The 20,882-nt window shown below is 66.5% G+C and carries 14 protein-coding genes; 7 read left to right on the forward strand and 7 right to left on the reverse strand.

The genetic code is table 11. The annotated features are described in order from the left end of the window. Positions 1 to 234: 234 nt before the first annotated feature. The 4 genes from M2319_RS21905 to M2319_RS21920 all read left to right on the forward strand — a co-directional run bounded on the left by M2319_RS21905 (position 235) and on the right by M2319_RS21920 (position 6,753). Positions 235 to 1,866, forward strand: coding sequence for a long-chain-fatty-acid--CoA ligase (locus tag M2319_RS21905; protein ID WP_264603607.1), 1,632 nt, complete (start codon positions 235 to 237; stop codon positions 1,864 to 1,866). Between the two features lie 253 nt (positions 1,867 to 2,119). Next, on the forward strand, positions 2,120 to 3,805 hold the full coding sequence (locus M2319_RS21910; RefSeq protein ID WP_264603608.1) for a methyl-accepting chemotaxis protein: 1,686 nt from the start codon (positions 2,120 to 2,122) through the stop codon (positions 3,803 to 3,805). 332 nt (positions 3,806 to 4,137) lie between these two features. Then, complete coding sequence (locus M2319_RS21915; protein WP_264603609.1) at positions 4,138 to 5,775, forward strand: methyl-accepting chemotaxis protein; 1,638 nt, start codon at positions 4,138 to 4,140, stop codon at positions 5,773 to 5,775. A 159-nt stretch (positions 5,776 to 5,934) separates the two neighbouring features. Next, on the forward strand, positions 5,935 to 6,753 hold the full coding sequence (locus M2319_RS21920; protein WP_264603610.1) for a DUF1499 domain-containing protein: 819 nt from the start codon (positions 5,935 to 5,937) through the stop codon (positions 6,751 to 6,753). On the opposite strand, the gene M2319_RS21925 is transcribed toward M2319_RS21920, so the two are convergent. The 6 genes from M2319_RS21925 to M2319_RS21950 all read right to left on the reverse strand — a co-directional run bounded on the left by M2319_RS21925 (position 6,735) and on the right by M2319_RS21950 (position 17,336). Further along, positions 6,735 to 7,682, reverse strand: coding sequence for an MBL fold metallo-hydrolase (locus M2319_RS21925; protein WP_264603611.1), 948 nt, complete (start codon positions 7,680 to 7,682; stop codon positions 6,735 to 6,737). The two genes, M2319_RS21920 and M2319_RS21925, sit on opposite strands and share 19 nt — an antisense overlap. 97 nt (positions 7,683 to 7,779) lie before the next feature. Then, positions 7,780 to 12,120, reverse strand: coding sequence for a translocation/assembly module TamB domain-containing protein (locus M2319_RS21930; RefSeq protein ID WP_264603612.1), 4,341 nt, complete (start codon positions 12,118 to 12,120; stop codon positions 7,780 to 7,782). 3 nt (positions 12,121 to 12,123) lie between these two features. Then, positions 12,124 to 14,043 (reverse strand): autotransporter assembly complex protein TamA, encoded by a 1,920-nt coding sequence (locus M2319_RS21935; RefSeq protein WP_264603613.1) that lies wholly within the window; start codon positions 14,041 to 14,043, stop codon positions 12,124 to 12,126. 177 nt (positions 14,044 to 14,220) lie between these two features. After that, positions 14,221 to 15,744 (reverse strand): tripartite tricarboxylate transporter permease, encoded by a 1,524-nt coding sequence (locus M2319_RS21940; RefSeq protein WP_264603614.1) that lies wholly within the window; start codon positions 15,742 to 15,744, stop codon positions 14,221 to 14,223. A gap of 9 nt (positions 15,745 to 15,753) precedes the next feature. Next, positions 15,754 to 16,248: a tripartite tricarboxylate transporter TctB family protein gene (locus M2319_RS21945; RefSeq protein ID WP_264603615.1), complete on the reverse strand. Its 495-nt coding sequence runs from the start codon at positions 16,246 to 16,248 to the stop codon at positions 15,754 to 15,756. A 107-nt stretch (positions 16,249 to 16,355) separates the two neighbouring features. After that, the gene (locus M2319_RS21950) at positions 16,356 to 17,336 is read right to left on the reverse strand and encodes a tripartite tricarboxylate transporter substrate binding protein (RefSeq protein ID WP_264603616.1); all 981 of its coding nucleotides are present in this window, start codon (positions 17,334 to 17,336) and stop codon (positions 16,356 to 16,358) included. A 104-nt stretch (positions 17,337 to 17,440) separates the two neighbouring features. On the opposite strand from M2319_RS21950, the gene M2319_RS21955 reads away from it, so the two are divergent. From M2319_RS21955 to M2319_RS21965, 3 genes are read left to right on the forward strand one after another with little or no spacing between them, the layout of a single operon-like run. Beyond that, positions 17,441 to 18,118 (forward strand): response regulator transcription factor, encoded by a 678-nt coding sequence (locus M2319_RS21955; protein ID WP_264603617.1) that lies wholly within the window; start codon positions 17,441 to 17,443, stop codon positions 18,116 to 18,118. After that, entirely contained in the window at positions 18,115 to 19,515 is a 1,401-nt protein-coding gene (locus M2319_RS21960) for a sensor histidine kinase (protein WP_264603618.1), read from the forward strand. The genes M2319_RS21955 and M2319_RS21960 overlap by 4 nt, the downstream gene beginning before the upstream one ends. After that, a complete protein-coding gene (locus tag M2319_RS21965) occupies positions 19,485 to 20,519 on the forward strand; it encodes an ABC transporter substrate-binding protein (protein ID WP_264603619.1) in 1,035 nt (344 codons plus the stop codon). Before M2319_RS21960 ends, M2319_RS21965 begins: the two co-directional genes overlap by 31 nt. A 66-nt stretch (positions 20,520 to 20,585) precedes the next feature. Here the strand turns inward: M2319_RS21965 and M2319_RS21970 are convergent. After that, positions 20,586 to 20,882, reverse strand: a 297-nt coding sequence (locus M2319_RS21970; RefSeq protein ID WP_264603620.1) for a hypothetical protein, incomplete at its 5' end; no start/stop codon positions are given.

Here is a 20,882-nt window from a genome sequence, read left to right on the forward strand (position 1 = left end):
AACACTGGCGCAATTGGAAGATGGTGTTTTCTAGATGTGACCGTTTGTCAGCACCTCCTATGAGCGGGCGCTTCATCTCCACATTAGGCGCATCACTACCCCGATAAACTCCTTGTACGGTGGCTGATGTGTTGGCATATCGATATCGATAGGTCACACGCATCCCCCTCGACAAACCCTCTCCCCCGCCGCTTAATTGCACCCAACGAGAACAAAACCTCAGGGAGAGACGCCATGCTGGGCCTGATGCAGGACTGGCCGCTGTTGTGCACCAAAGTCCTTGACCATGCCGCCACCTATCACGGCCGGCGCGAGGTGGTTTCGCGGTCGGTGGAGGGGCCGGTCCATCGCACCGATTATGCGACCCTGCGCCGCCGCTCCTTGCGGGTCGCCAAGCGGCTGGAGCGGGAGGGCATCGGGCTCGGCGACCGCTGCGCGACCCTTGCCTGGAACACTTGGCGCCACATGGAGGTCTGGTACGGCCTCCTCGGCCTCGGCGCCATCTACCACACGGTCAATCCGCGGCTCTTTGCCGACCAGATCACCTGGATCGTCAACCACGCCGAGGACCGGCTGCTGTTCGTCGACCTCACCTTCCTGCCGCTGGTGGAAAAGATCGCAGCCGACCTCAAGACGATTGAAAAGATCATCGTCCTCACCGACCCGGACCACATGCCGGAGGTGTCGCTGCCGAAAGAGGTCGCCGTCTATGAGGACTGGCTGGCCGAGGCGGACGATGATTTCGCCTGGAAGACCTTCGACGAGAACACCGCCGCCGGCATGTGCTACACCTCCGGCACGACGGGATCGCCCAAGGGCGTCGTCTATTCCCACCGCTCCAACGTGCTCCACGCCATGGCCGCCGTGACCCCGGACATGATGGCGATATCGAGCCGCGACCGGGTCATGCCCGTGGTGCCGCTGTTCCACGCCAATGGCTGGTCGCTGGCCTTTTCCGGCCCGCTCGCCGGCGCAACGCTGGTGCTGCCCGGCCCGCGCATGGAGGGCGAGGCGATCCACGGACTGCTTCAGGACGAGCGCGTGACCATGACCGCCGCCGTGCCGACCGTCTGGCTGATGCTGCTGCACCACCTGGAGGCCACCGGCGGCACGCTCGATTATCTGAAGCGCGTCGTCATCGGCGGCTCGGCCTGCCCGCGGGCGATGACCGAGGCGTTCCAGACCCGCTATGGCGTGGAGGTCTACCACGCCTGGGGCATGACGGAGATGAGCCCGCTCGGCTCGATCTGCACGCTGACGCCGGAATATGCCGACCTTGAGGGCGCCGCCCGGCTCGACATCCAGGAAAAGCAGGGCCATCCGCCCTTCACCGTGGAAATGCGGGTGACCGACGACGAGGGGACGGACGTTCCCTGGGACGGCAAGACCTTCGGCCGGCTGAAGGTGCGCGGTCCCGCCGTGGCGGAAGCCTATTTCAAGGGCGAGGGCGGCGAGATCTGCGACGCCGACGGTTTCTTCGATACCGGTGACGTCGCCCATATGGACGCAAACGGCTACATGCAGATCACCGACCGTTCCAAGGACGTCATCAAGTCCGGCGGCGAATGGATCTCGACCATCGACCTGGAAAACCTCGCCGTCGGCCACCCGGACGTCGCCGAGGCGGCCGTCATCGGTGTCGCCCATCCGAAATGGGACGAACGCCCGCTCCTCGTCATCGTGCCGCGCGAGGGCAGGGAGCCGAGCCGGGACGACATCCTCGCCTTCATGGCCGGCCGGGTCGCCAAATGGTGGCTGCCGGATGACGTCGTCCTGGTGGAGGAAATCCCGCACACGGCGACCGGCAAGATCAAGAAGACGGCACTCAGGGACCAGTTCGGCGACTACCGCCTGCCGACCGCCTGAGGCGGCCGGCCGGGTCTGAACGGGATGCGGCCGCAAGGCCACCACGGCGCGTGTTTTCAAGGGTTGCAAGCGCTGCATGCAGTAGCGCCTGCGCCGGAATTACCGATTCCTACGAAGTAATATATTTCAAAGGGTTGCGTCGTTTTTGCGCAGCCGGTTACCGCTGGCGCATAAGGAGAATATTAATTGTATCCAGATTAGGTTCCCGCCAGCCAATTCTGGCATCGATCGCGCATCATCTGAGGACAATCCAATGCGTCGTCTCTTCCCGAAATCCATGGCGGGAAAACTCTACGGGCTGGTCGGGTTTTTCACCATCTGCTTCGGCATTTCGTTGCTCTACCAGATGCAGTCGCTGCATGAAAACCTCGAGGTTTTCAAGAAAGCGGAAATCAAAAGCGTCGTTGAAGCCGCAAAAAGCATCGTCGCGTCCTATCACGACCGGGCGGTGAAGGGCGAACTGAGCGAGGAGGAGGCGGTTCAGCGGGCCAAGGCCGCGCTCAACGCCATGCGCTATCAGGACGGCAGCTACATCTTCGTCAACAACGAGGATGCGGTGACCATCGTCCACCCGGTCAATCCGGGCAATATCGGCAAGGACCGCTCCAACGCGCGGGACGGCACCGGCAAGCTCTACGTCAAGGAATACCAGAACGCGGCGATCAGCAAGGGCGCCGCCTATGTCGGCTATTCCTGGAAGAGCCCGGACGGCAAGTTCCTGCAGAAGATGAGCTATGTCAGCTACTTCAAACCCTGGGGCTGGGTCCTCGGCACCGGCGTTCTGATGCAGGACCTTGAGGAGGCGTTCTGGACCGCCGCCTATCGCAGCGCCATCATTTCGCTCGTCTTCGTCGTCGTCGCGGTCGGCCTCGGCTTCCTGCTCGTGCGGTCGGTCACGGTGCCGATCCGGGCGCTCAGCCAGCGCATGCTGTCGCTCGCCGACAACAATCTGAAGGATCCGGTCGAGGGCACCGAGCGCAGCGACGAGATCGGCGAGATGAGCCGCGCCGTCGCCGTGTTCCGGGAAAACGCCCTCGTGCGCGGCGAGCTGGAGCAGCAGACCGAAGAGGAGCGCCTGAAGGAGCACGAGCGCCAGAAGGAGATCGACCGGCTGATCAAGAGCTTCCAGGCCGACGTCCAGGAGGTGCTGGGAACGGTCGAGGAAAACGCCGTACGCCTGGAAGGCGCAGCCAAGAACCTGCAGGACATCGCCGCGGAAACCGAGCACAATTCGGCAAGCGCCGCCTCGGCGTCCGAACAGGCGACGGCGAACGTCCAGACCGTGGCGTCGGCGGCCGAAGAGCTGTCGGCCTCGATCGCGGAGATCACCCGCCAGGCGACCCAGTCGAGCGCCATCGTCGAAAAGGCGACCAGGAGCGCCGAGGCCTCCAACGCCAAGGTCGCGAGCCTCGACGAAGCCGCCCAGAAGATCGGCGAGGTGGTCAGCCTCATCCAGGCCATCGCCGAGCAGACCAACCTGCTGGCGCTCAACGCCACCATCGAGGCGGCCCGCGCCGGTGAGGCCGGCAAGGGCTTTGCGGTCGTTGCCGCCGAGGTGAAGGAACTGGCCACCCAGACCTCCAAGGCGACGGAAGAGATCTCGGCCCAGATCCACGCCATCCAGGGCTCGACCCGCGAGACGGTGACGGTGATCGAGGAAATCTCCCGGATCATGGGCGAGGTCAACGGCTACACGGTGGCGATCACGACGGCCGTCGGCGAGCAGAACGCCGCGACCATCGAGATTTCGTCCAATGTCCAGGAAGCCGCGGGCGGCACCCGCCATGCGACCGAGAACATGGTCGGCGTAACGGAAAAGGCCGCCCAGACCACCGAGACGGCCAAGGACGTGCTGCGGTCCACGACCGAAACGGCGTCGAACACCGCCCGCCTGCGCGGCCAGATCGAGCATTTCCTCGGCGCGGTCGCCGCGAGCTAGCACGGCAGGTTCCAGCGCGCGCCGCAGTTGGCGGCGCAGCAACCGAAAACGGCCCCGGGGGTGACCCCGGGGCTTTTTTGTGCGCTGCGCACAACGGGGAAAGGGCATCGGGACGGGGGCAAGGTGCGCCGGGCGCGGATCATCCTCCGGTAGAAATACTTTTAGATTACCACCTTTTCCAAGAATAGAATTCTCGAGCCGGTATTAGGTCACCGATAAGCAAAGTTTAACGCTTGAGGATTAGTTTTCACCAAATTCTATTTGGCCCTCCCGGAGCGTATCCAATGCATAAACTACTTCCAAAATCCTTGGCTGGAAAGCTTTATGGATTGGTGTTGTTCTTCACCGTCTGCTTCATCGTCTCGTTGCTGTATCAGATGCAGACGTTGTACAACAACCTGGAGTCATTCAAGAAAACGGAAATCCGCAGCGTCGTGGAATCGGCCGAGAGCATCGTCGCCGGCTATTACAAGATGGCCGAGGCGGGCACGATTACCGAGGACGAGGCGATGGCCCGCTCCAAGGACATGATCAACGCCCTCAGGTACCACGGCGGCGGCTACGTCTTCGTCTTCGACGAGAACTACACCGGCGTCGTGCATCCGGTCCGGCCCGAAAACGTCGGCAAGAATTTCTACGACGTCACCGACAGCAACGGCAAATACCACGTTCGCGAGTTCGTCGACATCGCCAAGTCCGAGGGCCATGGCTACACCGACTATTCCTGGGAAAGCCCGGAAGGCAAGATGCTTCCCAAGAAGAGCTACATCGCCCACTTCAAGCCCTGGGGCTGGATCCTCGGCACCGGCGTCCTGATGCAGGACATGCACGACATCTTCTGGTCGGCGGCCTATCGCAGCGCCGGCATCTCGCTGATGTTCGTCACCTTCGCCGTCCTGCTCGGCTTCCTCGTCGCCCGCTCGATCGTCCGGCCGATCAAATCCCTGAGCGGCCGGATGCTGGCACTTGCCGACAACAATCTCGAAGATCCGATCGAGGGCACCGAACGCGGCGACGAGATCGGCGAGATGAGCCGCGCCGTCTCGGTCTTTCGCGAGAACGCGCTCGTGCGCAGCAAGCTGGAACACCAGACGGAGGCGGAACGCCTGAAGGAGATCGAGCGCCAGAAACACGTCGAAAAGCTGATCGCCTCGTTCCAGGCGGATGTCCAGGACGTGCTCGGCACGGTGGAGGAGAACACCCGGCATCTGGAAGAGTCGGCGAACCACCTGCAGGAGATCGCCGCCCAGACCGAGCACAATTCGGCAAGCGCGGCTGCCGCCTCCGAACAGGCGACGGCCAACGTCCAGACCGTGGCGTCTGCCGCCGAGGAGCTGTCGGCCTCGATTGCCGAGATCACCCGCCAGGCGACCCAGTCGAGCGCCATCGTCGAAAAGGCGACCAGGAGTGCCGAGGCCTCCAACGCCAAGGTGGCGAGCCTTGACGAGGCGGCCCAGAAGATCGGCGAAGTCGTCAGCCTGATCCAGGCGATCGCCGAGCAGACCAATCTTCTCGCCCTCAACGCCACGATCGAGGCGGCGCGGGCCGGCGAGGCCGGCAAGGGCTTTGCCGTCGTTGCCGCCGAAGTGAAGGAACTGGCGAACCAGACCTCCAAGGCGACCGAGGAAATCTCCGGCCAGATCACCGCCATCCAGGGCTCGACCCGCGAAACGGTGACGGTGATCGAGGAGATCTCCAAGATCATGGAGGAGGTCAACGGCTACACGATCGCGATCACCACGGCCGTCGGCGAGCAGAATTCCGCCACCATCGAGATCTCTTCGAACGTCCAGGAAGCCGCCGGCGGCACCCGCCAGGCGACCGAAAACATGACGGACGTGACCGAAAAGGCCGCCCAGACCACCCAGACCGCCAAGGACGTCCTTGGCTCGACGACCGAGACGGCGGCCAGCACCAACCGCCTGCGCAATCGCATCGAGACGTTTCTGGCCAACGTCGCCGCCGGCTGACCCGCACCGCGGCACCCAACAGACAGGAACGGCCCCGCATTCCGGGGCCGTTTTCCTTTGCCGTGAAGGTCCGCGGCCGACGATAAGCCGTCGCCATGGTTCTCTCGGCACGCCCGGACATGCTATGGGCTTTGTCGGCACAACGCATCGGGACCCTCCATGACCGCAAGACTGCGCATCCGCCGCTCACGCCTGGCGCGGCTCAGCCGCTGGCTCGGCATTCTCGCCGTGCCGATCCTGGTGATCACCGGCCTTGCCCACCGAGCCGGAGTGATGGACCCCATCGCCGCCCTGATGGGCATCGGCGTCGGCTCCGTCTTCGGCTTCTTCGCCGTGCTCTTTGCCGTCACCGCCCTCGGCGTCATCTGGTATCGCGGCCATCTCGGCACCGGCGACGCCTTTCGCGGCCTCATCGGCGGCGCGCTCGCGCTCATCCCCATGGGCTTCGTCGTCTGGGGCATATTGCAGTTCCCGCAGATCAACGACATCACCACCGACATCGACAATCCGCCGCGTTTCACCGGAAGCGTCCGGACCGGCTGGGGCGTCAACGGCCCGGCGCCGCCGGAGCGCGACGTACGCGAGCGCCAGCGCGCTGCCTATCCCGACATCGTGCCGCGCCGCTTCCCCTTGGAGCCCTCGCAGATGTTCGAGGCGGCCAAGCGCGCGGTCGCCGGCCTCGGCTGGCAGATGGTATCGGAAATGCCGCCGGTCGAGCCCTTCAACGAGGGCCACCTGCAGGCGATTGACCGCACGCTGCTCTTTGCCCTGCCGGACGATATCGCCATCCGCATCCTGCCCGACGATTACGGCGCCCGGCTCGACGTGCGCTCCGCCTCGCGCTACGGACGTCATGACATCGGCACCAATGCCCGCCGCATCCGCGAGTTCTTCGCAGCGCTCGACGATGCGGTGCTGGAGGTCGCCGGCGAGGCGGCCGGCGAAGAGGGCGAGGGCGATCAGCCGGCGAGCGAATAGCGGTTGTCGATCCCCGGCGCGCCGTCGGTGACGACGATGCCGCGGGCGACGAGATCTTCCAGATGCGCGAGCAGCGACAGGCCGGCGGCGCCATAAAGCCGGCGGTCGACATCGGCATAGATCGTCTCGACCATCACCGGAATGGTTTCCTCGCCGGCGACGAGCCGCGCAATGACGGCCCGCTCGCGGCCACGCCTGTGGGCGATCAGCCCGGCAAGGAAGCTGTGCGGATCGTCGACGGGCGCCCCGTGGCCCGGCAACAGCCGGCGGTCGTCGCGCGCGATCAGCTTGTCGAGCGAGGCCATGTAGTCGACCATCGCCCCGTCGGGCGGCGCCACGATCGAGGTCGACCAGGCCATCACGTGATCCCCGGAAAACAGCAGGTCCTCTTCCAGGAGCGCGAAACAGGCGTGGTTGTCGGTATGGCCCGGCGTCGTCACCACCTCTATGGTCACGTCCTCGCCCTCGATACGCATGCCGTCGGCGGCGAAGATGTCGGGCATGAAGTCGGTGTCGGCGGAGGCGTCGAGCGGATTGATCTCGCCGATATGGAGCGGCCGCGCCGGCCGGTGCGGGCCTTCCGCAACGATCGGCGCGCCGGTCGCGGCCTTCAGCGCGCGCGAGGCCGGCGAATGGTCCCTGTGGGTGTGGGTGACGAGGATGTGGCTGACCGGCCGTTTGCCGATGGCGGAAAGCAGCGCCTCGACGTGGTCCGGATCGTCCGGACCCGGATCGACCACCATCACGGTCCTGTCGCCGACGATGTAGCTGTTGGTGCCGTGGAAGGTGAAGGGGCCGCTATTGGCGGCGGTCACCCGCGTCACCAGCGGCGTCAGGCGCACCGGCGCGCCGTGGCGCGGCTCGAAGTCGGTGACGAAGGCAAGGGCACTCAAGAGGGTCTCCCGGTCCTGCCGCAGTGTCGCGGCCACTTCTCATCAGGAAAATTGCGCGCTCATACCGGGGCGTCAATGCTTCGCAGTTGCAAACGGCCTGGGAAGCGGCCCGCCTTGGCCTGCCCCCGGCTCCCTAATAATCCTTTTCAAAGAAGATGCCGGCCTTCGACTCGCCGTCGTTGCCGACCTCGCCGCGGGTCTTCAGGTTCTCGGTGATGTCGAGGTCGATGGTGACCTTGGTCGAGCTCTTGCCGGTGCCCTGCTTGACGCCGACGAAGACGTCGTCGGCGATGTATTTGCCGGCCGTCAGCTCCGCCTTGCCCTTTTCGTCGGTGGTGGCCTCTAACCGGTCGACGCCGAGGCCTCGGCGCACCTGGTCGAGGACGCCCGGTCCGCCGCCGGCGCCGGTCAGCGTGGCGATGCTGGCGGCGAGCTGAGCGATCTGGAACGCCGACAGCTTGTCGACGCCGCGGTCGAACAGGAACCGGGAGATCACCTCGTCCTGCGGCAGCTCCGGCGAGGACCGGAAGGTGAAATCCGGCGCTGACGCGCTGCCGTTGATGCTGATCATGATCGTGACATCGCTCGCCTTGGTCGTGGCGTAGAAGTCGAGGAGCGGATTGAAATCGCCGCCGAAGCGGACGATGCCGCGCTCGAAGGCGACCCGGCGCGACAGGATGTTGAGGCGGCCGCGGCGCATGGAAAAGCCGCCCTCCACGAACGGCCCGTCGACCGGGCCGCGCAGCTTCAGGGAGCCGCCGAGTTCGGCGTCGAGCCCGCGGCCGCGCACGAAGATGCGGGCGGGCGCCGAAATCTCCAGGTCGAGCCGGGCGTCGCTGTCGCCCTTGTCGTCCTTCCTCGGCAGCACCTCGCGGACCTGGCGTGTGACGGCCGGCGGCGCGTTCTTGTGGACGATGTCGAGGGCGGCGATGCCGCCGGGCACCTGTTCGGGGATGTTGATGTCGGCGCGGTCGATGGTGACCTTGCCGGAGACGGTCGGCCCGCGCGCGAAGTTGCCGGAAATCTTCAGGTCGCCGGCGACCTTGGCCGAGACGAGGTTGCCGTCCACATAGTGTCCGTCGTCGAGCTTGACCCGGATGTCGCCGGGAAGGGCGGGATCGAAGACGCCGATGGTGCCGCTCGCCGTCAGCGCGCCGCCCTTGGCGAGCCGGCCCTTGACGCTTTCGATGACAAGCTCCTTTCCGGAGAGCCTGAGGCGCGCCGCGAGGTCCTCGATCGTCGTGCCGCTTTCGATATGGGTGACGCGCGCGCCGGAGGTCGTCACCGTGCCGTTGATCGCCGGCGAGCCGAGCGGGCCGGTGACGGTCAGGTCGACGCTGGCCGCGCCGCTTGCGGCAAGGCCGGAATCGGCAAGGGTTCTGGTCGCGACCGAGAACGGCACGGTGCCGTTGACGGCGATGTCGAGCCGGCCGGTCGGCGCCGCCGGCACGGTGCCGCGCGCCTTCAGCGACATGTTGGAAATGCCGCCGACGGTGGCGTCGAGGCGCACCGCGCCCTTGGCGAACTGGCCGCTGGCATCGGCGGTGAGCGCCGGCAGGCCTTGCGCGCGGAGCGCATTGGCCGTCGCGCCGCGGGCGGAGACCTTCCAGTCGGCACGCGGGTCGCTCGCCGGGCCGGTCACCTTGGCCGAGGCCGTCAGCGTGCCCGCAGCGCCCGTGCCGGGGGCAAAGGCATTGGCGAGCGCCAGCGGGAAGTCGTCGACCTTGATGTCGAGATCGAGCCTGTCCGCGACGCTGCCGGAAAGGGCGATGCGTCCGGAGCCGACGGCGAGCACCGTGCGGTCGATCCGCACCGTGTCGCCGGCAAGGCGGATCTTTGCTGGATCGACGAGCTTCGTCTTGATGCTGGTGTAGCGCCCGTCGAGGGTCGCCACCTCGATGGCGAGCCCGTCGTCGGTCGGCGTCAGCCGTGCCTTCGTCGCGACCTCGGCATCCGGCAGTTTGGCGGTCACGTCGATGTCGGTGGCCGTTCCGTCGTTCCTGGCCGTCGCCTTCACCGAGGAGATCACCGTGTCGCCGGCGGAAAGGTTGGCAAGGTCGGCAGAGCCCTCGGCTTGCAGCTTGCCGAAGGGGTCGGTGACGGTCGCGTCGATCCGGCCGGTCTTGAGCCTGGCGCCCGGCGCCGCGACGTTGCGGGCATCGAGCGCGACGTCGATCCGCGGCGGTGTCTGCTTGCCCAGAAAATCGATCTTGCCGGTGATGGCGCCGCCGATCTGTTGCAGCACCAGCGGCGAGAGCTCGGAAAGGTCCGGGGCGTCGATGGCGATGCTGCCGTCGGGGACGTTGTCCGGCGAAACGGTGAGGGCGCCTTCGGCCCGGTTATGGCCGGCGATCAGCTTCAGCCCGTCGATGCGCTTGACGCCGCTCTCGTCGGTCGCGACCTCTGCATGGGCCTCCACCGGCAGGCTGTCGAGGCGCGCGGTCAGGGAGAGCGTGCCATTCGGCGCGTCGGGCGATAGCACGGCATCGACCTTGAGGCGCGGATCGGTGAATTCCTTGCCCTGGAGCCGGACATTGCTGCCGGTGCCGGCAAGGGAAAGCTCGGGCGCCGTGAGCGCCCCTTTCAGCGTCGCATCGGCATCGAGCCGGCCGGCCATCGCCGGATCGATGGCGGCAAGGTCCTTGATGGCGACGGTGAGGCCGAGATCGGCGGTCTCCGGCGTCACCGTGCCGGTGGCATCGAGGTCGAGGCCGGCGCTTTTGACGGAAACGGTGTCGATGGCCAGATTGCCGTCGTCGTCGCGGGAAAGCGCGCCGGAAAGCCGGGTGGCCTGGCCGAGGAGCCCGTCGACGATGGCCTCGCCCGTGGCGAGGTTGTCGATCTCACCGTCGAATTTGAGCGACACCGGCGCGCCGGAATAGGAGGCGGCCGTATCGGCGGCAAGCTGCAGCCTGCCGGCGAGCGGGCGCCCGGTCTCCTCGGCAAAGCGGGAGAGGTCCGGGACCGAGAGCGCTACCCGCCCGTCGAGCGCCTGGTCGGTGACCTCGCCCTGGTAGCCGAGCACCAGTTCCGACGTCCTGACCGCGCTCTCGGAAATATCCGCGCGGCGTTCGGCGGCATCGACGACGGCCTTGGCGGAGAGCGCGATCTTGCCGCCGACGACGGCGTCGAGATCGGGATCGCCGAGCGACAGCCCCTCGACAAGGCCGTTGAGGGTCGCCGGCACGCGGCGGGCAGACAGAATGTGCGGCGTCTCCGCGGTGCCCTCCAGCCGCACCACCGCATCGCCGAGCGCGATGTCGCCGGTGGCAACGCCCGAGCCTTCGGTGTGGACGTGCCAGGCAAGCCCGCTTCCCGCCGGTCGTATCCGGCTGTCGATCTGAAGGGCGTGGAGGCGGATGGGTTCGGCGCCGACCGGCAGCTCCAGCGCCGTGCCGTCGTCCTTGCCGAGGCGGGCATTGAGACGGAGGTCGTCGCTCGCACCAGTGACGCCGAGCCGGCCGGAAAGGCTCGCGGTCAGCGCCGGCAATCTCACGGTGCCGCGGCTGACGGTCAGCGAGATATCTTCCGCTTCGCCGGTCCCGACCGTGGCGTCGAGGTCGATGGTCGCGGCACCGCCGAGAAGGTCGTCCCATCCCGCCGGCACGAGGCCGGCAAGATTGCCGTCGAGCTTCGTCGTGATCCGCTGCGCGTCCCCCGAGGAGACGACCCGCGCGGTGCCGCCGAAGGCGCGCTTGCCACCGGCCGCCAGCAACAGGTCGCCGGCGATGTCGTCCAGCGTGCCGGAAAGCCGCATGGAAAGGTCGAGGGCCGGAAGGTCGGGGCGCTGGAAAAGGCTCGCCACATAGCCGCCCGCGGGGTCGGTGAGGACGGCGTCGAGCGCCACCGTGCTGCCGGCAAAGCCGTAGTCGAAATCGGCCTTCAGTGCGCCGCCCGGATCGTCGAGCCGCTGCGCCGTCAGCGCGCCGGTGAGGCCCTCGGTCAGGTTCTTGGCCGCGAACCGGCCGCCGATCCGGAACGTCGCCGGACCGCCGGGGATCGCCTCGCTAAGGACCAGCTTGTCGACGTTGAGCTTGTCGACCGTGACGGTGATGCCGGGAAGCCCGCCGCCCTCCTCGCCGGTGTCCTCCTCCTCGCCCGACGAGACGGGAAGGCGCAGCAGCGAGATTTCTTTCGCCGAGACGTCGTCGACGGCGACATGGCCGGCAAGGAGCGGCAGGAACTGCCAGTCGAGCGCGACGTCCTCAAGCTGCAGCCAGATGCCCTCGGCATCGCCGATCGCCACCGACGACACCCGCATGTCGAAGGGAACGGAGCCCTCGATGTCACCGAGCTTCAGGCTAAAGGTATCGGAGGAGGCGATATCCTGGGCGAGCCCGGCAACGCCGGAACGCCCGGTGCCGGTCTGCAGCGCGGCGAGCGCCAGCAGCGGGATCGCCACGAGAATGGCGACGACGATAAGGGCGATCCGGAAAGCCCGGGATCGCTTGTGGGGTCGGGTCTTTGTGTCCATCAACTAGAAGCTTTGGCCGATTCCGACGTAAATGCCAAAATCCGGATCGCCGTCCTGCTTGTCGAGCGGCACGGCCGCGTCGAGCCTCAGCGGCCCTATGGGCGTTAGATAGCGGATGCCGGCGCCAACGCCAGTCCTGAGCGGCTCGGAGAAGTCCGGATAGCGCGTCCGGAACGCATTGCCGGTATCGACGAAAGCGACCGCGCCGATCGAGTCGGTGAGCCGCGTGCGCACCTCGGCCGAGGCGAGGAAATAGCTGAGCCCGCCGATGATCTTGCCGTTGCCGCGGTGCGGGCCGACATTCTGGTAGCCGTAGCCGCGGATGGTGCCGCCGCCGCCGAGATAGTACCGCCGGTCGGCGGGAATGTCCTCAAGGTCGGCGCCGAGGGCCGAGCCGACGGCGACCTTGCCGGCAAGGATGAAGCGGTCGGCCGAATCGATCGAGCGGTAGGCCGACAGGCTGGTTTCCGACAGGAACATGCCGTTGCCGCCTTCCGCGTCGTAGAGCGGCTCCATCTCCAGCATGGCGAGGAATCCCTTGGTGGGATCCAGCTTGTTGTCGCGGTTGTCATAGGTGAGGCCGAGCGGGATGCCGGTCAGCAGGTAGTCGTGCTCGCCGAGCGCATCCTCGATCCGCGAGCGCTCGATCTCCGCGCCGATCTTGGCGCTGATCTCGTCGGTGAACTTGTAGCTTATGCCGACGATGGCGCCCGCCGCGGTCCGCACATAGGCGTCCGGTTCCTCGTGGATGGCAAAGACCTCGGCGGTGAATTCCGTCGCCGGACCGAGCACGCCGGGCTTGGCGAAGGTGACCTTGGTCGAATAGTCGAGGTCGTCATAGTTGCCGTCGCCGAGGCGGCCGACCTTGCCCTCGATGCGCAGCCGCTCGGCGCCGCCGAAGAGGTTGCGGTGGCCCCAATAGAGCTCGACCGCGCCGCCCTCGGTGTTGGAATAGGTAACGCCGGCGCCGAAATAGCGGCGCTTGCGCTCCGAGACCTCGATGGTCAGCGGCAGCGTGCCGTCGGGCCCGAGCTCCTTGCCCTCGCGGATCTTGACGCCGTCGAAGACGCCGAGTTCGCGCAAGCGTTTTTCGGCCTTGGCCAGTTCCTCCGGGTCGTAGCGTTTGCCCGGTTCGATCGCCGCGTAGCGCAGGATGAAGTCCGGGTCCATGCGTTCCTCGCCCTTGACCGTCGGCGCGCCGTAACGGGCGACCGGGCCGGGGGTGAGGTGGTAGGTGACGTCGACGGTGTTGGTGGCGTGGTCGGCGACGATCTCGCGCTCGTCGACCTTGGCGAGCGCATGGCCCTTCTGACGCCATTTCAGCGCGATCCGGTCGCCGGCGGAAATGATCGTCTGCGAGCCGGCGACCTCGCCGGCCTTGATGCCGTAGTCGGCCGGGTCCTCGGAGATGTCGGCGTCCGATCCGGCCGAGACGATGCGCGCCTCGTCGAAGGTGAATTGCGGTCCCGGATCGACGGTGATCTTGACCGGCACGTCGCCGCTCGATGCCGGCGGCTCGCCGCCGACCACGATGTCGTCGATCGGCATGCCGTTGATGGCGATGTCGACGGTGCCGCCATAGCGCCCGTCGGCATAGAGCGCGGCGATCAGGCGTTTGCGGTCGGAGACGGCGCGGGCATACAGCGCGTTGACGCCGGCCGGCGGCTCGTCGGCGCGGGAAACGAGGTCGGACGATTCCTCAAGGCTTTCCTTGAGCTCCTCGTTCTCCTGCGTCAGCGTCAGGTCCGGCTTGTAGGGGACGGCCTCGGCGGCCTCTTCGGGCGTCAGCTCCTGCTTCTTCTCGCCCCACAAATGGTAGCCGAAGAGCTCGAACGCCTCTGCGCGCGGGGTGACCGCCACCGTGGCGGCTGCGAGCACGGCAACCACCCGGAGTGACGGCAGGAAATGTCGGCGACCCCACATGAGTGCGCCCCAGGTCATACGCAGTACGAGATACCCCTTCTGAACAGGCTATCCATCCCAGATGAACGAAGAATTGACAAGCTTGACAGCGAATTATGGCAGGTATGGCCGCGCCCGCCAGCGGCGGGTGCGGCTTCCGGGAAACAGTCCGCGGTGTCGAATGCCTGGACGACCGACTTAGTCGCCGTCGGCGATGCCTCGTGCCCGCATCCGCGCGCGCCGTGCCCGGTAGGACGGCAGCAGCACCAGAATGCCGGCAAGGATCAGGAGGCCAAGCGTCATCGGCCGCTCCAGGATGAAGCCGACGCCGTCATAGAGCTGCATGGAGCGGGCGAAATTGTCCTCCAGCATGCGCCCGAGGATGAAGCCGATGAGGAGCGGGGCCAGCGGATAGTCGGCGAATCTGAGAACGGTGGCGCAGACCCCGAGGCCGATCAGGATGAGGAGTTCGGTGGAGTTGTTCTGGCCGATATAGGACCCCATCAGCGTGAAGAACAGAATGAACGGGATCAGGAAGGTGCGCGGCACCGCCAGGATCTTCGCGATATAGGGAATCAGCGGCAGGTTGAGGATGAGGAGGATGAGGTTGCCGAGATACATGGAGACGATCACCGCCCAGAACACCTCCGGCTTGTCGACCATCAGCCGCGGCCCGGGCGTCACGTTGAGGGCGATCAGGGCGCCGAGCAGGATCGCCGTCGTCCCGGAGCCCGGAATGCCGAGGGTGAGAAGCGGCACGAAGGAGCCGGTCGAGGCCGCGTTGTTGGCGGTCTCGGGTGCGGCGAGGCCTTTGATCGAGCCGTGGCCGAAATGCTTCTGCTCCTCCTTGGTGGCAAGGTTGCGCTCCACCGCATAGCCGAGGAAGGAGGCGATGGTCGCACCGGCCCCTGGAAGGACGCCGATCAGGAAGCCCTGGATCGACTGGCGGCCGATCACCGGGGCAATCGCCTTCGCCTCGGCCTTGGTGATCCTGAGGCCGCTGATCTTGCCGCCGTCCTTGTCGCCCTTGGTCTTGGAGCGGGCCGGGTCGAGCACCAGGTAGATCGCCTCCGGCAGCGCGAACATCGCCATTGCCAGGGTGATGAAGTTGAAGCCGGACTGCAGGTCCATGATGCCCATGGTGAAGCGCGGCATGTTGAAGAGCGCGCCTTCGCCGACGGTCGCCATGATCAGGCCGAGGATCGTCATCATCAGCGCCTTGCCGACCTGGCCGGTGCCGGCAAAGGCGGCGATCGCGGAGAGCCCCACCACCATCAGCGCGAAATATTCCGCCGAGTGGAAGAGGAGGGCGACGGAGGCCAGCATCGGCGCGAAGATCATCAACAGGATGGCGCCGATGGTGCCGCCGGAGAACGAGGCGATGGCGGCGATCGTCAGCGCCTTGCCGGCCTCGCCCCGGCGCGCCATCGGATAGCCGTCGAAGCTGGTCGCGACCGTCGAGGCAACGCCCGGCGCGTTGATCAGGATCGACGACGTCGAGCCGCCGAAGACGGCGCCGTAATAGACGCCGGCCAAGAGGATCAGCGCGGCGGAAGGATCGCCGATGGTGATCGCCACCGGGATCATGATGGCGATGATCGACATCGGCCCGAGCCCCGGCAGCATGCCGATGAAGGTGCCGATGAGGCAGCCGCCGATGACCATCAGGATGTTGGTGATGGAAAAGGCGGTGGTGATACCGATGAGGAAGCCTTCAAGCATCTCCGGACCTCAAAGAATGTGCGGCAGGAATGACGGCAGCGGGCTGAGGAAGATGCCGAGCACCTGCTGCACCAGATACCAGACGACGCCGGTCGCGAATGCGGCGATCGCCGCAAGCAGCACGTAGCGCCGCTCGCCGAGCGTGAGCCCGCCGACGACGAGGAACAGGAACGTCGCGGCCAGAAAGCCGATGGGCCTCAGCAGCAGGGCATAGGCGACCATGGCGCCGATCAGCGTGAGCGCCTGGCCGAGCTTGTACTCGTGCAGCCGGCGATAGTTGATGTCGGAGGCGACGTGCCCCTTGTCCGACTTCTCGAAGCCCAGGAGCACCACCAGCGAGACGACGACGCCGAGGCAGGCGAGGATTTTCGGAAACGAACTCGGCCAGATGGGATTGCGCTGCATGAACGGCGGCAGCCCGGCATCCATCACGAAGAACGCCGTATAGCCGTAGACGAGGCAAAGGATCAGGAAGACGAGCGCGATCCAGCGATCGAGCGCCATGGCAACCCCCAAGACAGCTCCGGTAAACCCCGGGCAACGCGGAAACGGTTTGCCCCCGCCCGGCGCGCCGGGCGGGGGCCTTGGTCAGGCTCGCGGGAGAACCGGGATCAGAGGAAGCCGAGCTTCTTCATCAGGTCGCCGATGGCCTTTTCCTGGGTCTCAAGGAACGTCTTGAAGTCGTCGCCGGAGTTGAAGATGTTGACCCAGCCATTGCGGGCGCGGACCTCTTCCCAGGCCTCCGTGTCGTACATCTTGGCGAACACTTCCTGGTACTTGGCAAGCTTGTCCGCCGGCAGGCCCGGAGGACCGAAGAAGCCGCGCCAGTTGACGAAGGTCACGTCGATGCCCTGTTCCTTCATGGTCGGCGCGTCCTTGTAGGCCGGGACGCGTTCGGGAGCGGTGACGCCGATGATCTTGACCTCGCCGGCCTCGGCCAGCGCCACGGCTTCCGAAAAGCCGGTGGAGAGCGCCTGGATCTCGCCGGAAAGGAGACCGGCCATCGCCTTGCCGCCGGCGTCATAGGGGATGTACTTGACCGCCACCGGGTCTTCGCCGGCCGCTTCCATGACCATCGCCGCGACCAGATGGTCCATGCCGCCCGGCACCGAGCCGCCGCCGATGGCGACCTTCGACGGGTCCGCCTTGTAGGCGTCCAAGAGGTCCTTCATGGAGTTGATCTTGCTGTCGGAGTTGACGACGAGCGCGGCGTAGTCGCCGATCGTGCCGGCAACGAGGGTGAGGTCGCGGAAGTTCTGCGGGAACACGCCGGTCAGCGAGCGGATGATGATCGGCGTGGAATTGACCATCAGCGTGTCGTGGGAGCTGGCGGCGTTCTCGATCAGGTAGCCGATCGCCTTGCCGCCGCCGCCGCCGGACATGTTCTCGTAGCTCGCCGTGCCGACGAGCCCGGACTTGGTCAGCGCCTCGCCGGTGCCGCGGGCGGTGCCGTCCCAGCCGCCGCCGGCGCCGCCGGGGACGAGGAAATGGATGTTGTCGACGATCGGTTCGGCAGCGACCGGCGCCGAGGCAACAATGCCGGCAGCGGCCGCCGCCAGCGCGACCCGGCGGGTCAGGCTGAAAAATGACATGGAATCCTCCCGGTTCATGCGGACAGCTTGCTCTGCCCTTGCAAAGGGGATGCTTATTCGGAAAGCTGACAGCAACCTGTCGTGGACGAAACAAACGTCATTCCATGCGCTTTTTGTTGATCGAGGATAACGCCAAGCTGGCCGCTGCGGTCGTCGACCGGCTCGGCCTCGACGGCCATGTGGTCGACCGCGCGGAGGACCTGGCGACCGGCATCCACTGCCTGGAACACACCACCTACGATCTCATCCTGCTCGACATCATGCTGCCCGACGGCGACGGCCGAACCTTCCTGCAGAAGCACCGCACCGGCGAGGACACGACGCCGGTGATCGTGCTGACGGCGCGCTCCGAGGTGTCGGATCGCGTCCGTGTGCTCGACCTCGGCGCCGACGACTACATCACCAAGCCGTTCGACTTCGCCGAGCTGGAAGCGCGCTGCCGCGCCGTGCTCCGCCGCCGCCACGGCTCGGCCCGCAACGAACTGCGCTTCGAGGACGTCGTCTTCGACCCCCTCGGCGGCACCGTCACCGTCGACGGCCGCACCGAGGAATTGCGCAACCGCGAACTGCGGCTGCTGGAAGTGTTCTTTTCCGCGCCCGACCGCATCTTTTCGAAGTCCCAGCTCGTCGACCGGCTGTTCTCCTATGACGAGGACGTCTCGGAAAACGCCATTGAGGTCTATGTCGGCCGGGTGCGCAAGAAGCTGCAGGGCGGCCGCGTGCGCATCGAGACGATCCGCGGCGTCGGCTACCGGATGTCGCGCCTCGGAACGGGCCCATGAACCGGCCCTTCAAGCCGGCGATCGCGGCGACGGGCTCGCTGCGGCGGCGCCTGATCGTCCAGCTTCTCGTCATCGCCGCGCTTCTGTCCGTCGTCCTCTACGTCACCGTCAGCACCTTTGCCCGTCAGGCGGCAGAGACGACGCAGGACAACATTTTGGAAGCTTCGGCGGCGGCGATCTCCGAGGCAGCGCGGGCGGAGCGCGACCAGGTCTTCCTCGACATTCCCTATTCGGCGCTGTCGATGCTCGGCGCGGTCAGCGAGGAGCGGGTGTTCTACCGGGTCATGGTCGACGGCGTGACGATCACCGGCTACGCCGACCTGCCGGCGCCGGAGGTGCCCCCGAAGCTGCGCCGGCCGTCCTTCGAGACCACCGTCTTTCGCGGCGACGAGGTCCGGGTGGTCGCCACCGTGCGCCGCATCACGGTCGCCGACGAGACCGTGCGGCTGACGGTGCTGGTCGCCCAGACGCGGGCCGGCCTTGCCGCCATCTCGCTGCGCATTTCCATTGCCGCGGCCGCCGTCGGCATCGGCTTCTTCCTCGTCTCCGGCACGCTGAGCTGGTTTGCGGCCAGGAGCGCCCTGCGGCCTCTCGATCTGCTGGCCCAGTCCGTCGCCCGCCGCGGCGCCCATGATTTGAGGCCCGTGCGCTCCGATGCGCCGTCGGAACTGGTGCCGCTGCTCGTTGCCCTCAATTCCTTCATGGACCGGCTGCGCGCCTCGCTGATGCGCACCGAGGAGTTCATCGCCGAGGCCGCCCACCGGGTCAGGACGCCGCTCGCCACCGTGCGGGCCCAGGCCGAGATCGCCCTTCGCAGCGTCAAGCAGCCCCACAACCGCCAGACCATGCGCGAGGTGATCCGCGCCGTCGACGAAAGCTCGCGCTCGGCCGGCCAGCTCCTCGACCACGCCATGGTCACCTTCCGGTCCGACAATCTCGCCCGGACCGAATTTGACCTCGCCGAACTCGCCCTCGATACCATCCGCGGCATCGGCCCGACAGCGGACCTCAAGGACATTGCCATCCGCTTTTCATCTGAGGCTGGCCTCGGCAAGGTGAAAGGCGATGCCATCCTCGTCCAGAGCGCGCTCAGGAACCTCCTCGACAACGCGGTGAAATATTCGCCCGAGGAAAGCATCATCGAGGTCGCCATCGCCCGCAAGGGCCGCATGGCGCGGGTCTCGGTCAGGGACCAGGGCAGGGGCTTCGGCGACGGCGACATGGAGCGTCTCAAGGGCCGCTTCGACCGCGGCACCAACGTTGCCGACGTGGTCGGCTCCGGCCTCGGCCTCACCATCGTCGACGAGGTTGCCCGGGCCCATGGCGGCAGCCTCGACCTTGCCTCCAACGAAAGAGGAAACGGCGCATGCGTCTCGCTCGCCTTGCCGCTTGCCTGACCGGGCTGCTGGTCCTTGCCGCCGGTTCGGCTGCGGCCTTCGAGATCGAGGAGGAGCGGACCTTTCCGGCACCCGGCGCCACCGCCACGCTGGAGATCATCTCCACCGGCGACCTTGCCATCTTCGCGCCGCTGGTCGAGGCCTTCCAGGCCCGCAATCCGGGCGTCGCCGTCCACTACATCACGGCCTCGAGCACCGGCTTGATGACGGCGCTCTATGAGGAAAAGGCGGTCTTCGACATCGCCATGTCCTCGGCCATGGACCTGCAGACCAAGCTCGCCAATGACGGCTATGCCCGGACCTACGCGTCCGCGACGACGGCGACCCTGCCGGAGTGGGCGCGCTGGCGCGACCAGGTCTTCGCTTTCACCCAGGAACCGGCGGTGGCGGTGGTCTCGAAAAAAGCCTTTGAGGGCCTGCCGATGCCGGGCAACCGCAACGAGCTGATCGCGCTCCTGCGCGAAAACCCGGAGCGCTTTGAGGAGCGGGTCGGCACCTACGACGTGCGCTCCAGCGGCCTCGGCTATCTGTTCGCGACCCAGGACTCCCGCCAATCGGAATCCTTCTGGCGCCTGTCGGAGGTGATGGGGCGGTTGCGCGCCCGGCTCTATTGCTGCTCCGGCCAGATGATCGGCGACGTCGCCTCAGGCCGTCTCGCCGTCGCCTACAACGTCATCGGCAGCTATGTGAAGTTCAACGGTAATGAGGATACGGAAATCGTGCCGTTCAAGGACTACACCAACATCATGCTGAGGACGGTGATGATCCCGCGCACCACCCGCCAGCCCGACCTCGCCGGCCGCTTCGTCGATTTCCTCACCGCGCCGGAGAACCGCCCGACGATCTCAAACCTCTCCGGCCTGCCGCCGATCGACCCGGAGACGCTGGAGGTCGAGGCGGCTCTGCGCCCGATCCGCCTCGGGCCGGGGCTTCTCGTGTTCCTCGACCAGATGAAGCGGCGGACCTTTTTGCGCGCCTGGCTCAGCGCCATGGTGCAGCCGTGAGGGCTTTTGCGCTCGGCCTTCAAGATGGACAGGCGCAGAGAGTGAGCACTCGACGTCGCCACAAACTCAGTCGTCATCCCGGCCCCCGAGCCGGGATCTAATGCCCTTCTCCGTGCGGTATGCCGGATGCTGCAAGAACCGGGCCGTGGCGCGGATGTCGGCAGGGCAGAAATCGCGGCGGGCTACCGTGTGGAAGCGGGCAATGGATCGCCGCGTCGCCTTCGGCTCCTCGCGATGACATTGTAATGTTTGGAGAATCTCGCCGAAGCCGTCATTGCTGTGCGAGTTCAGATATTCGGTGATGGGATCGCGGAAAGGAGCGACCCATGCGCGACAACAGCTATGACCGGACGATCGAACGGA

This window comes from Rhodobium gokarnense, assembly GCF_025961475.1.
Taxonomy (GTDB): Bacteria; Pseudomonadota; Alphaproteobacteria; order Rhizobiales; family Rhodobiaceae; genus Rhodobium; species Rhodobium gokarnense.

What these genes read in the sequence shown, in the direction of transcription:
- M2319_RS21905 (WP_264603607.1), top strand. Translation starts at nt 235, where the DNA reads ATGCTGGGCCTGATGCAGGACTGGCCGCTGTTGTGCACCAAAGTCCTT.
- M2319_RS21910 (WP_264603608.1), top strand. Translation starts at nt 2,120, where the DNA reads ATGCGTCGTCTCTTCCCGAAATCCATGGCGGGAAAACTCTACGGGCTG.
- M2319_RS21920 (WP_264603610.1), top strand. Translation starts at nt 5,935, where the DNA reads ATGACCGCAAGACTGCGCATCCGCCGCTCACGCCTGGCGCGGCTCAGC.
- M2319_RS21930 (WP_264603612.1), bottom strand. Translation starts at nt 12,120, where the DNA reads ATGGACACAAAGACCCGACCCCACAAGCGATCCCGGGCTTTCCGGATC.
- M2319_RS21935 (WP_264603613.1), bottom strand. Translation starts at nt 14,043, where the DNA reads ATGTGGGGTCGCCGACATTTCCTGCCGTCACTCCGGGTGGTTGCCGTG.
- M2319_RS21940 (WP_264603614.1), bottom strand. Translation starts at nt 15,744, where the DNA reads ATGCTTGAAGGCTTCCTCATCGGTATCACCACCGCCTTTTCCATCACC.
- M2319_RS21945 (WP_264603615.1), bottom strand. Translation starts at nt 16,248, where the DNA reads ATGGCGCTCGATCGCTGGATCGCGCTCGTCTTCCTGATCCTTTGCCTC.
- M2319_RS21950 (WP_264603616.1), bottom strand. Translation starts at nt 17,336, where the DNA reads ATGTCATTTTTCAGCCTGACCCGCCGGGTCGCGCTGGCGGCGGCCGCT.
- M2319_RS21955 (WP_264603617.1), top strand. Translation starts at nt 17,441, where the DNA reads ATGCGCTTTTTGTTGATCGAGGATAACGCCAAGCTGGCCGCTGCGGTC.
- M2319_RS21960 (WP_264603618.1), top strand. Translation starts at nt 18,115, where the DNA reads ATGAACCGGCCCTTCAAGCCGGCGATCGCGGCGACGGGCTCGCTGCGG.
- M2319_RS21965 (WP_264603619.1), top strand. Translation starts at nt 19,485, where the DNA reads ATGCGTCTCGCTCGCCTTGCCGCTTGCCTGACCGGGCTGCTGGTCCTT.